General features: G+C 45.8%; 8 protein-coding genes and 2 tRNA genes. All 10 read right to left on the bottom strand.

The window, feature by feature from the left end:
• Positions 1-9 precede the first annotated feature (9 nt).
• A complete protein-coding gene (gene ltrA, locus JO375_RS12695) occupies positions 10-1,215 on the bottom strand; it encodes a group II intron reverse transcriptase/maturase (protein ID WP_267497695.1) in 1,206 nt (401 codons plus the stop codon).
• A gap of 720 nt (positions 1,216-1,935) precedes the next feature.
• Positions 1,936-3,768: a glutamine--fructose-6-phosphate transaminase (isomerizing) gene (gene glmS / locus JO375_RS12690; protein WP_229524821.1), complete on the bottom strand. Its 1,833-nt coding sequence runs from the start codon at positions 3,766-3,768 to the stop codon at positions 1,936-1,938.
• 630 nt (positions 3,769-4,398) lie between these two features.
• Positions 4,399-5,739 carry a phosphoglucosamine mutase gene (gene glmM / locus JO375_RS12685; protein WP_229524820.1) on the bottom strand — a complete coding sequence of 447 codons (1,341 nt, stop codon included), beginning with the start codon at positions 5,737-5,739 and terminating at the stop codon, positions 4,399-4,401.
• A gap of 59 nt (positions 5,740-5,798) precedes the next feature.
• Complete coding sequence (locus JO375_RS12680) at positions 5,799-7,268, bottom strand: CdaR family protein (protein WP_229524819.1); 1,470 nt, start codon at positions 7,266-7,268, stop codon at positions 5,799-5,801.
• Positions 7,265-8,098 carry a diadenylate cyclase CdaA gene (gene cdaA / locus JO375_RS12675; RefSeq protein ID WP_229524818.1) on the bottom strand — a complete coding sequence of 278 codons (834 nt, stop codon included), beginning with the start codon at positions 8,096-8,098 and terminating at the stop codon, positions 7,265-7,267. The genes JO375_RS12680 and cdaA overlap by 4 nt, the downstream gene beginning before the upstream one ends.
• A 224-nt stretch (positions 8,099-8,322) precedes the next feature.
• Entirely contained in the window at positions 8,323-8,946 is a 624-nt protein-coding gene (locus JO375_RS12670; protein WP_229524817.1) for a zf-HC2 domain-containing protein, read from the bottom strand.
• A 147-nt stretch (positions 8,947-9,093) separates the two neighbouring features.
• On the bottom strand, positions 9,094-9,660 hold the full coding sequence (gene sigW / locus JO375_RS12665) for an RNA polymerase sigma factor SigW (RefSeq protein WP_229524816.1): 567 nt from the start codon (positions 9,658-9,660) through the stop codon (positions 9,094-9,096).
• A gap of 189 nt (positions 9,661-9,849) precedes the next feature.
• Positions 9,850-12,642 carry a phosphoenolpyruvate carboxylase gene (ppc, locus tag JO375_RS12660; RefSeq protein ID WP_229524815.1) on the bottom strand — a complete coding sequence of 931 codons (2,793 nt, stop codon included), beginning with the start codon at positions 12,640-12,642 and terminating at the stop codon, positions 9,850-9,852.
• Positions 12,643-13,383: 741 nt separating this feature from the next.
• Positions 13,384-13,454, bottom strand: a tRNA-Gly gene (locus tag JO375_RS12655).
• Positions 13,455-13,463: 9 nt separating this feature from the next.
• Positions 13,464-13,537, bottom strand: a tRNA-Pro gene (locus JO375_RS12650).
• Positions 13,538-13,556 lie beyond the last annotated feature (19 nt).

The raw sequence follows: 13,556 nt of genomic DNA, 5'->3' as shown, positions 1-13,556 counted from the left end.
TACGGCGGTTCAACCGTTTAAGTGCAATTCACGTAGACGCTCGTACTGAGCAGGGAAGTCATAATACCCTGCCTGTGCGAGCTTTTCGTTTGTAACAGAGCGTTGCAGTATCGCGCTTCCGGCGATGCGCCAGTACCCCAGCCGGGTGTTCCCCCATGGGTAAGCCTGCCACTCCGGTATCCTCAGCTTCCGCAGGTTCTGCACCTTCGTTTTCGGCTTCTTCCATTGCTTCCAGATGTACATGCGCATCCGCCTTCGCAGCCATTCATTCCAGCTTTGCAGGATTCGTTTCATGTCGGCTACATAGAAATAGCCGATCCAGCCGCGAATGTAGACTTTTACCTTCTCCATCACCTGGCGAACGTTTCTGCCTTGACTTCGGCTTGTCAGTTCTTTCAGCTTCTTCTTGGCCTTGGTGAGCGATTGGAGATGTACGCGGATGTACACCCCGCTTCCGTTCTTCCCTAGGGCAAGGCCAAGAAAATTGAAATACTTCTGCGCCACTACGCTGACCACCTTACTTTTCTGCTTATTCATCTTGAGCCTCAGCTTGTTCTCCAGATACGTCCGGCTAGACTCCAGAAGCCGTGTCGCTATTCGTTTGCTCCTTGCCAACACCACGATGTCATCCGCGTAGCGTATGACAATCACGTCACGGCTTCTCACCTCCTGGTCGAATTCGTTCGGATAGATGTTTGCCAAAAGCGGCGACAGAGGGCCTCCCTGAGAAGATCCTTCTTCCATTTCGCGGCGTACCCCGTTTTCCATAACTCCGCTTTTCAGGTACTTTTTGATCAAGTCCGTTACGCGCTTGTCCTGGATTTGTTTGCGTAGCAAGTTCTTTAGCAGCTCATGGTTTAACGTGTCGAAATATTTCGAGAGGTCGATTTCTACCGCGTGACCGTATCCTTGCTCCGCGTGGGCTTTCACTTGCCGAATGGCTTGCTGGGCACTTCGCCCCGGGCGGTAGCCGTAGCTTCCTTTCGAGAAAAGCAGCTCGAACAGCGGTTGCAGCTGCTGGGCGATCACTTGCTGGATGATACGGTCCACGACCGTGGGGATGCCAAGCTTTCGCACCCCACTTCCTTCCGGTTTCTGAATTTCCTTGCGCCGTACCGGGCTTGGTTTGTATCTTCCCTCTCTGATGCTTTGCAATATCTCGTCTCTGTTTTCCCGCAGCCACGGCAATGCCGCTCGACGCTCATGTCGTCGAATCCCGGCGCTCCGTAGTTGCTCTTGACCTGTTTGTAGGCTTTGTTCAAGTTGTCCCTGTTCAGTATCCTTTCTAGCAGGCCCTTTGCACCATCTCTTTCTCTACTCTCCCGAGTGTCGATGCTCTGCGCTCCTATATACTCTTTGTGTTCCACACTATCCCTTTTGCAGGCAGTCCTTTCGGTATTCTGCTTTCACTGCACCGAATCTCCTTCCTGTATGTACTCGAGACTTACGATTGTTTAGCCCTTCCCGAAAAAAAAAAAAAACTCCCGGTACTATGGCCTCTGCTGACTTCTCACAGTAAGCTTTACTCCGTCTTTCGGATTTTTTTCCTACTCCACGTCTGTGAGATCTCCCCGGGTAAGAGCGATAACCTTCCCCTCATCTATCTGCCACATTTACATGATGGGATTCGGGCAGTATTGGACTTTGCTTTGTATCGCAAGCTCGTCCGTCCCACCATGCCTTCTATGTGATTTCTGCTCGCCAGACCGAGGGTTTACCTCTGGCTTCCTTCAGATTCTGCCTCACGGCAGACACCCTTGCCCTTAGCTAACAGTTCCTACTGCCAAGCCTGTAGCGGACTTTCACCGCTAAGTTATCGCCCATGCCGGGCGCACGACAAAAAACCGGTCATCCTAAATTAGGACAACCGGTTTATAAAGCTCAGAAACCAACTTTAATGTAACTGAACAAGTCAGATACTTCCTAAGGAGAGCCTTATTCTACAGTAACACTCTTAGCCAAGTTGCGTGGCTTGTCGACATCATGCCCCAGTGCAAGGGAAGCATAGTAAGCCAACAGTTGGAGAGCTACTACCGAAACCGCAGCCGACAGGATCGGAAGTGTCTTCGGAATAGCGAATACCTGATCTACCGATTTCAACAGATCAACCGCATGTTCTTCATATGTGATCGCGAGAACATCGCCGCCACGAGCCTTGACTTCCTTAATGTTGCTTACCGTTTTCTCCAACACAGATTCCTGTGTTACCAAAGCAATAACCGGAATACCCTCTTCGATCAATGCTAGTGTACCATGCTTCAATTCACCCGCAGCATAAGCTTCGGAATGAATGTAGGAGATTTCCTTGAGCTTCAAGGAGCCTTCTTGTACTACAGCATAGTCCTGACCGCGTCCAATAAAGAACAGGTGTTTATGGCTCGCAATTTGCTCAGCATAAGCTTTGATTGCATCTGCTTTACTCAGCATCTCTTCCACTTGCTCTGGCAGTGATTCCATAGCAGCCAACACATGAGCTACTTGTTCATCTGTTTGTGTACCACGTACTTGAGCCAGATACAGACCAAACAGATAGAAAGCAATCAACTGCGAAGAATATGCTTTGGTAGAGGCGACGGCAATTTCCGGTCCTGCCAGTGTAACCAGCACATCATCAGCATCACGAGCAATGGAGCTGCCGACTACGTTCGTAATCGCCAGTACATGAGCGCCGTTAGCTTGTGCTTCACGCAGTGCTGCCAACGTATCAGCAGTTTCACCGGATTGACTCACCACGATCACTAATGTGTCTGGTGTTACGATAGGGGAACGGTAGCGATACTCGGAAGCTACGTCGTTTTCTACCGGAATACGAGCCAGACTTTCGATAACCGTACGACCAATCAAACCAGCATTGTAGGCTGTACCACAAGCAACGATTTGAATGTTGCGGATATTTTTAATTTGTTCTTCTGTCAGCTTCAGTTCAGGAAGAACAACTTTTTTAGTTTCTTTATCGATACGGCCCAACATGGTATCACGGTAAGCTTTAGGCTGCTCGTGAATTTCTTTCAACATGAAATGCTCATAGCCGCCTTTTTCCGCTGTTACAGCATCCCATTCGACATGAATCATTTCCCGAGAAATAAATTGGCCTTCGATTGTCATTAATTCGACGGCATCACTGGTCAAAACAGCCATTTCGCCATCGTTCAAAATAAATACATTGCGTGTATATTTCAGAATAGCCGGAATGTCGGAACCGATAAAGTTCTCGCCTTCTCCCACACCAATAACCAACGGGCTGGCTTGACGAACAGCTACCAGCTTGTTAGGTTCATGCTCTGTCAGCACCCCCAGTGCAAAAGCACCGCGCATAAAGGTAATTGCTTTTTGTACCGCTTTGACGATGTCCCCTTTATATTCACGCGCAATCAGATGGGAAATCACTTCCGTATCTGTTTCGGAAATAAAGGTATGACCTTCGCTGATCAGTTCTTCCTTCAGCTCCAGATAGTTCTCGATAATTCCGTTGTGAACGACGGAAAACTTTTGGCTCTCATCCATATGTGGGTGGGAGTTTTCATCTGAAGGCTTACCGTGCGTTGCCCAACGTGTATGTCCGATACCTGCATGGCCAATCAACGGTGTGCCATCCAGTTTTGCTTCCAGATTCGCCAGACGGCCTTTCGCCTTGGCAACTTGCAGTCCTGAATCTGTAAACACGGCAATACCCGCAGAGTCATAACCGCGATACTCCAGCTTTTTCAAGCCATCAATCAATACCTCTTGCGTATTCTGATCACCAATATATCCTACAATGCCACACATATTCGTTATCCTCCCGATCATCACTTCACAGGACGGCACATCACAGGGCTAACGTGTGCGGTAGATTGCGGAATAAGTTCATTCATCTATGAAGTTGTCAATGATAACTATACAATTACAGGCATCTCTTCACGAATCCAACGAAATTCCCAAACCGCGCACGCCAATGATGATGGCCGCACATTCATGAAATGAATCTTATAATTTAGGTTATAAAATAATATGGCATCTACCGGTGCGTTGTGTAAACAGTTGCCTGTTCATTTTCCGCTGCCGGTTTACGGCTTGATGCTTTACCGGAAGGTCCCCGCCGAATATTTCGAACACCTTCACCTCGTCAGCTTGCTTTGTCGTGAACCGTTGGGAAGCAGCGGCATCTTGACTGATGCATCGCTTACCCCTCAAGTTCCCCCGCACAAACTCAAGCTCTGGCGCTTGTTTTACATTACCTCACGACCCTCACTTTCTCTATCTGAGTCATAACATTCCTATATTATATTCAGACCCGCAACATTTGGCAATAACACTTTATTCATAATTGCTTATCCAGGTGAAGATTCAATGGAAGCTGCATAACCGTAAACGCAGTTGCCTGCCTCTATTGAACAGGCAACTGGGGTTTACAAACTTTTACACTAATTCTTTTTTGACCACATCGACGATCTGTCCGACAAAATGCTCCAGCTCATCCTTATCCGGGCCTTCTGCCATTACGCGAATAAGCGATTCCGTACCCGAAGGACGTACCAGTACCCGTCCGTTATCTCCCAATTGCTGTTCCACCCGCTCAATCGCTTCTGCAATGGCAGGATTTCCTTCATAATTGCGTTTATCCTGTACACGCACATTAACCAGCACTTGCGGGTACTGCTTCATAAGTGATTTCAGTTCACTCATCTTTTTGCCGGAAGCTTTCAGGGTATCTACCAGTTGAATCCCGGTCAGCATGCCATCGCCTGTCGTATTATGATCCAGGAAAATGACATGACCGGACTGCTCTCCACCCAGATTAAAGCCTCTCCGGCGCATTTCTTCCATAACATAACGGTCTCCGACCGCAGTTTTGGCCGTCCTGAGTGCCAGCTTTTCCGTAGCTTTATAAAAACCGATATTGCTCATCACTGTCGATACAATGGTGCTGTCCTTGAGCTTTCCGGCACGGTTCATGGCATCTCCGCAAATACAAAGGATATAGTCGCCGTCTACCTCTTCCCCATTCTCATCAATTGCGATCAGACGATCAGCATCACCGTCAAAGGCCAGACCAATATCCGCTTTCAAGCGGAGTACTTCCTCCTTGAGCTTTTCAGGATGGGTTGAGCCGCAATGATCATTGATATTCAGCCCATTGGGTTCCGCCCCGATCGTGTATACTTCCGCTCCCAAATCCTTAAAGAGCTTCGGCGCCAGCTCATAAGCTGCTCCGTTTGCACAATCCAATACAATTTTTAGTCCTTCAAAGGAATGACTAATTGTTGTCTTCAAATATTCAAGATAATCGTAGCGTGAATGCTCGTCTACAACAACCGTACCCAATCCTCCGCCAATCGGACGAGGCAGCTGATCTTCTTTGGCATCCATCAATTCTTCGATTTTCAACTCTGTTTCATCTGTCAATTTGAACCCGTCGCCGCCAAAAAACTTAATCCCGTTGTCCTCCACAGGATTATGAGAGGCAGAAATCATCACACCCGCGTCTGCTTTCAATTGACGTGTAAGATAAGCCACTCCCGGCGTCGAAACAATCCCCAGGCGAACCACGTTAGCCCCGATCGACAGCAGACCAGCTACAAGTGCCGATTCCAGCATCAAGCCAGACACCCGTGTATCCATACCGATAACAACGGTTGGCTTCTCCACATTACCTGCCAAAACATATCCGCCGCAACGGCCAATGCTATATGCCAGTTCTGCTGTAAGTTCCTGATTAGCAACGCCTCGAACACCATCTGTACCAAAATATTTCCCCATGTAAAATGACTCCCTTTTTTTGTCTAATAAACTCGATTCATTACTACAGATAAAACATGTTATGGTTGACTATTCTCCGGGGTTCCATTTGCAGGTGAAACTGCGCCGTTATGAGGATTGGTTTTATCCCCCGCAGCTGCATTTTCCCCAGAATTAGCATCAGAGTATCCACCCTGACCATTTGGCCTCTCCTGGGGCCTCTCCTGACCCTTGTCGCCACTACCGGAAGGGTTTGGTTCATTCTCATTACCTAGATTCGTTACAGTAGGCGCTGAAGGACCTACGATGTTTACTGTCGCCTTTAGCTGATCAGGTTTTCCGGCCTGTATAATATATTTGGGCAAGCCTACCTGCAACGTAACCTCATGCTGACCAGCAGAGAGGCCACTTACATCTGCCACCAGGCTAATATCATCATTGGTTAAATTGCTGACCATATCCTGTGGTCCCTTTACGGTAACATCCATCGTCTTGCTGGTAGGTGCAGTAATGGTCGCAGTGATTCCATCTCCAGCACCTTGTAAAACGATGGGAATTCCATATAGCGTCCGTTCCACATCTGTGACCTGATTGGAAGGAACGACCGTTACCTGAATTTGTACCGAGCCTGGCTCGATTTTATCAGAACCGGCGGGCGTTGCCAAATTAACTTGGACTGTACGGGTCCCCGCTTCTGTAAATTGGCTGAGATCCACTGTAGCAGTAACGAAAGAAGCAAGACTGCTTAATACGTCCTGCGATGCATATACCGCCGCTTCCTTCACATTTGCCTTTACCTTGGAGAGTGCCAACCCCTCTGGCAAATCGCCTGAATAGACGATCTTGATAGGCACTGGCTTCGCCTGCTGCGTTACTGGGATTTCGACAGATACAGTAGATGGCTCGATGACCGCTCCTGTAATTTCTTGCCCCATTTTGTTATATGCCCTAAGTTTTACACGCTTCTGTTCGAAATTTTCCGAAATGCCTTCTGTATCTACAGCCCCCTGTACCGCAGTTACGGTGCTCAACTGACTTTTCGGTAAGGTTACCTTTACGGTCTGAGGAGCAATCACAGGTTCGCCAAGCTGTAAACCGGTATCAGGGTTGCCTTTGGGCACCACAGAAACATTAAATGATTTCGTCTGCTTTTCCTCAATCGTTACCGTAACACGATTAGGAATCATGGATACCAGTTCGACCCCATCCGGTAATTCCGGTTCAAGCAACAATGTTCTGGTACCTGCTCCCAAACCGCTTAAATTTAATTTCGCCTTATAATTATCTGCAAAAAAGGAAGTCAGGACAGAGCGCTGGCCTCTGACCTCCATCCTTACATGGTCAGTATCCATAGTAGACAACACATACTTGGAATCATCCAGACCACTGGCCTGAATGCCTACATTATCAATCACCTTATTATTATAAGAAACGGTTAGCGTAGATGAGGGTGTCCCTGCATCCAGATGGACCATTCCCCACAACATCACGGCAATCGCAAGTGACAGTATTTTGGAAATCGTATTATTGTTAATCCATTTGTCCATCATGAATTTCCACGGCCTCCCCTCCGATTCCAGAATGAGCCGCGTTTTTCCTTCAAAGACGGTGCTGGCCGCAATTCCTCATACAGCTTGGAAATTAAGGATTCTTCCTTAATATCGCGCACGACCTGTCCATTAATAGCCAAAGAAATTTGCCCTGTTTCCTCTGATACCACAACCGTTACGGCATCTGTTACCTCGCTCACCCCAATCGCAGCCCGGTGACGAGTCCCCAGCTCCTTGCTGATGAACGGATTTTCCGACAAAGGTAAATAACAAGCTGCAGAAGCAATTTGCTTATTTTGAATAATTACCGCGCCATCATGCAGTGGCGTATTCGGGATAAAAATGTTGATGAGCAATTCTGAACTGACCACTGCCTGTGTCTTGATGCCAGACTCTGTGTATTCGTTCAGCCCTGTCTCACGCTCAAATACGACCAAAGCTCCTATTTTTCTACGTGATAAATAATTCAACGCCTTAATCATTTCTCCGATTAACTTGTTAATTTCTTCATCATCCGCAGACGAACGCCCAAATAGCTTGCCCCGTCCCAATTGTTCCAGAGCACGACGTAACTCAGGCTGGAAAATAATGAAAATAGCTACTACACCAAAAGTGAACATCTGGTTCATCAACCATTTGAGTGTGTACAAATCAAACCAGGTGCTAACGGCCCAAATGACAACCAGAAACAGTATCCCTTTCAGCAATTGAACCGCACGTGTCCCGCGAACAAGTAAAATAAGCTGATACATAATATACGTAACGATCAAAATATCGATGATATCTTTAATGGATTCTTTCCAAGTCAGATCTGCAAAATAATCCAACATGCGCATGCCCCCGCAATTTTCTGTAGTGAGTGGGTGTGATATGTACACAGTATGCTCTCTTTATCTAGGTTATAACGTTAAGGCTCGTGTTGCAAGTTGTGCGACAAAAGAACCGCTAAAATCAGTAAAATACAGTACAATTCGCCAGCTTTATATATAAAAGAACGCCTTTTCCAGCGGAAAAAGCGCTCGATATCGTTCTTGCCATTTTAAGCTTCTTTCTTTTATGGAGAGAACGGGTACCCGAATAAGTCGGTAACTTTATACCATATCCAATCCAAGGTTTGATCGATGCTTTTGACCTGACCTGCAATATGAGCTGTAGACGCTTGATAGTAAGAGCCATCAATGACAGTTACATTTCCCTCCACATTGCCATATACCTGAGCCTTCCCATTTTGTACGGTCAAATCTCCGGCAATAGATTTCCCTTCAGGCACAATCACTGTATCGCCTTGAATCACGACTTGATCCAGATCGCTCCCTTTGATTACCAATTGATGATCCGTGCTTGAAAAACTGGCCATACTTGAGCATATAACAATAAGAAAGAAAGCGGCAGCTGTTACAGCGGGGTGCCTCTTCACCCAGGACAGAAGTGGCGGCACATTCTGTCTCTTGTGCGATGGCAAAGCATTCATAATGCGAAATGTCAGCTCATCCGATACACATGGCATTTGATAATGGCGTGTACCATAAAGCATCGCATCCGTCCGCTCCAGATCTTTAAAACGCATGCGACATTCCGGGCAGGCCAACAAGTGCTGCTCTAATTCCTGTTTGTCCTGCTCAGACAGGTCGCCATCCAGATAGTCATGCATTAAAGAGACGGCTTGTTTGCAATCCATATGAGCCAATCCTTTCTAGTATTCTTCCGTATTTCTCAACAAAACATGCTCCGGCTTAGACCTTTACTCTTTTTACATACGTTATAGCGAGCATTATGTTTCATAAAACATCTATACAGATCCTTTTCAAGTATCTAAGCACCTAATTCACAGCTTGTGCTCCAATTTTTTGCGTAGAAAATCCCGGCCTCTATGAACCCTCGTTTTAATTGTAGTCACCGGAATATTGAGTACATCGCTAATTTCCTGCAAGGACAGCTCCTGCAAATACCGCAGTACCATAATCGTCCTATATTTATCTGGAAGACTATTAATGGCATCATGGATTAACACCTGCGTCTCGGATAACAGCGTATGCCCCTCGGGGGTAAGCTCTTCACTAGCGAGCATAGCGTACCCATCGACACCTTCCTGATCAGTCATCTCAGCATCAAGTGAGTATGTAGGTTTTCTCCTCCGCAGACGATCAATACATAAATTTGTAGCAATCCTGTAAATCCAGGTTGAGAACTTCTGTCCATGATCATACTTTTCCAAATTGCGATACACACGCAAAAAAGTCTCCTGCACCAGATCCTCCGCCTCATGGCGGTTCCCCAGCATCCGGTAGGAAAGATGAAAAATCCGATCCTTATATAACTCGACTAACTCCGCAAAAGCCCGCTGATCACCTTTCTGTACCAGCCTAACCAAGCGGCTTTCCATATTATCCACTCTATATTCCCCCAGACTTGCTGATGGGTTACCCTATTATATATTTATGATTATTCATCGTAGTTTAATTTTATCCGAAAATCAACTGTAATATTGACATATTTCGACGCCCTTCCCTCATAGCTGCACAAACAGCATAATCGGGCCCTATAAGGGCCCGATTGCCTGTATTCATACAGCCAGACTGTATCAGCCTGTATTCCTTAATCCTGCGGCAATTCCGTTAATGGTCAGCAATACCTCACGCAGCAGTTCAGCATCATCGCCATTCTGATTACGCAGCTCACGCAGCTCACTAAGCAGTTGAACCTGCAAGTAACTTAACGGATCGACATAAGGATTGCGTAACCGGATAGATTCCTGAATGACTGGTACACCGTCCAAAATCTCGGATTGTCCGGTTATTTTTAAAATCAGTTCAGATGTCAGCTTGAACTCCGCTGAAATCTGTTCAAAAATACGCTGTCGCGCCTCTTCATTATCGGACATTCCTGCGTATTCCTCGGCAATCAGCAGATCCGCTTTGGCAATTGCCATTTGCAATGTATCTATAAGGGAGCGGAAGAAAGCCGAGTCCTTGAACATCGTTTGCAGTATTTTGAGATTATCCTCGTTATTCTGATAAAAGCTTTGCAGACCTGTTCCCGCCGCATACCATGCAGGCAGCAAGTAACGACTTTGTGTCCATGCAAAAACCCATGGAATGGCGCGCAGGTCCTCAAAACGCTCGCTGTTCTTACGCTTGGATGGACGGGAACCAATATTCAGCTCGCCCAGTTCAGGCAGAGGTGTCGATTCTTTGAAGAAAGCGAAGAAATCCGGATCGCGGAATATCAAATCCTGATACTTCCTCAGTGATACCTCGGAAATACCGGCAATGATCTCCTCCCAGCTTTCCTCGAACACTTCTTTCTTCCCGGAACGATGATATGCCGCAGCCGTGATCAAGGCTGAGGTAGCCTGCTCCAAACTCCGATAGGCAATGCCTTTGAGCGAGTATCGGGATGAGAGCACTTCTCCCTGCTCCGTAATCTTGATCCCGCCTCCAATCGTATGAGGAGGTTGAGCCAGGATGCTGCGGTTAAGCGGCATTCCCCCGCGGCCCAGTGCTCCTCCACGGCCGTGAAAGAACTTCACTTTTACACCATATTCATTAACCACTTCAGTAATGCTGTTCATAGCAACCCGAAGCTCCCAGTTTGCTGTAACCACACCGCCATCTTTGTTGCTATCTGAATACCCCAGCATGATCTCCTGAAGCTGATCCATCGCAGCTACGGATTGTCGATATACAGGCAAATTCAATAATCTTCTCATAATACTAGGCGCAGCGTGCAAGTCATCAATCGTTTCAAATAAAGGAACGGATTGCAGCGTACATACGACAGCGCCATCCTTTTCGATTCGGAACAGACCGACTTCTTTGGCTAACACCATAACCTCAAGTAAGTCACTGGCTCCCTGTGTCATACTGATGAGATAACTTGTAATGGACTGCTTGCCGAATTCCTTCTGAGCCTTATAAATTGTGCGATACACGTCAAGACACTCCTGTGTGCTATCGCTATACTCTAAATACGGCGAAGTAATCGGGCGAGGCTCGTTCAGCAGCTTTTCCAGCAGATCTATTTTTTCTTCCTCTGGCAGTTTACCGTAATCGGGCACGATCTTCATTTTGGAAAGAATTTCAGCCATCGCATTTTCATGCTCTTGGCTATGCTGACGCACATCCAGTGTAGCTGTATGAAAACCAAACAACTCGACTTGACGTATCATTTTTTGGATATACGTGTCTGCAACATAGTCCGCAAAATGATGACGTAGACTGTTATCAATGACTTTCAGGTCTGCAATGAGTTCGTTGGCGGAGCTATAACGTTCCTTGGTACCCTGCTTGCTTTCGTCCAAAATGTTATTCACCTTGGCTATCATGTAGGCCAGTTTAATTCGATAAGGCTCTTTTTCGTTATGCCATTCTTCCATCTTTTTGAGTGTGATATGGGCACGATCTTCCTCAATCGAAGCCAGCAGTTCATCTGCAACACGCACAATGCTAGTGCTAAAGCTGAGGTATCCCATAAGCTCTTTCAGAGTACGCTGATATTCTCTCAAAGCCAGCTTGCGCTGCATACGTAATGTTTCCCAAGTTACATGGGATGTTACAGACGGATTGCCATCACGGTCTCCACCAATCCAAGAACCGAATCTCAGATAGGTTGGAATGTGCCATTTTTGTTCGGGATAATATTTGCTTAAACATCGCTCTAATTCCTGATATACATCCGGCAATACATGAAACAGAGTCTCATGAAAATAGTACATTCCATTTCTTACTTCATCTAATACAGTTGGCTTGCGATCACGCAGCTCATCTGTCTGCCACAATGTAATGACTTCATTCAGCAAATTCTCCCGTACCTGTTCCCGCTCACGCAAGGTAAGCATCGGATTATCCAACAGCATGACATCTTCAGAAATCCGTTTGTGAATATCCAGAATTACCCGCCGGGTTGCCTCTGTAGGGTGTGCGGTCATAACCAGTTCCAGAGAGAGCTCCTCCAGCATATTGTTAACGTCCTCGGCAGAAAAACCACCTTGCTTAAGCTCCTGAACTGAACTCTCAATAGAGCCGGGTTGAACATCCTCACCAGCGAAATGCTCATAATCCCGCTTACGACGAATACGATGGTTTTGCTCTGCAATATTGACTAACTGAAAATAAATCGCAAACGCGCGAATAACCTGGTGACGAATATCTGTATCCAATCCGCTGACCATTTGTTTGAAATTCTTATACAACTCCGGTTGATCCCCGGCACGTAACGATTTACTTGTCTCACGTATTTTCTCCACGATATCCAAAAGTTCGTTTCCACCCTGATGAACCAAAACCTCTCCAAGAATATTCCCCAGAAAACGAACATCTCGCCGCAGCAGATTATTGGATTGATTTTTATTTGCGGTTAACGTAAGCTCAGTCATGCTTTTCCCCCTATCTGATCTGTTCCACTACATGTACAGTTTTGTTGTAAAGATGCGTATACACCACGAAAATTGACACTTTCTTAACATCATACAATAAAAACGTATGAAAAGCTGCAAAATTTACAGAAAGAAATCATGCTTTTTAAATACTTTTTTTGATTATATATTGGATTTTTATGCAAAAAAATCAAGTTAAATAAATGAAATTGATTATTTTTTTAGTTATCCTTAAATTTTATACATATCACTTATAAACAACAAAGGATTTTTAACACAAAAATCTATACATTACCATGTGCACATGTTTATGATTTGTTGACAATACCGGAATAATGAAGCTGCTATCCACAAAAATATACACAAATTAGCTACTGCTTTTTACTACATGTGTCTTTTCTTATCCATACTTTGCGATTACCCACATAAAAAAGAGAGAAATGTGTATAACCAATGTAGCAGCACTGGCGTTATCACCATGAATTCATACAGTTAGCAGTCATAGGATTTCTATATTTAAGGGAGTTGATCATAAATTAGTCTTGCTGCAAGGAAAGATCTACTTTGGGGAGAAAATCTGGGGTATAGATGTTAAAAGTAACAAGAGCCTATGTACAATATACACAAATCATCCCCAACTGTGCATGATCGCATAGGCTTTTACAATGACTTTAATATATTGAGGTGGATGATCATGTGGACAAAATAAAAAGAAGCCTTTCGGCTTCGAGGTAATTTGTAAGCGGGTGATGGGAATCGAACCCACGCTACCAGCTTGGAAGGCTGGAGTTCTACCATTGAACTACACCCGCAAATTAGTATCGGGATGACACGATTTGAACATGCGACCCCCTGGTCCCAAACCAGGTGCTCTACCAAGCTGAGCTACATCCCGATAATAACACTTTGTAAAG

The sequence above is a fragment of the Paenibacillus farraposensis genome, from assembly GCF_020736845.1.
In the GTDB taxonomy this organism is placed as follows: domain Bacteria; phylum Bacillota; class Bacilli; order Paenibacillales; family Paenibacillaceae; genus Paenibacillus; species Paenibacillus farraposensis.
The sequence above is the reverse complement of the archived record's forward strand: the minus strand, read 5'-3'. Positions and strand labels throughout refer to the sequence as shown.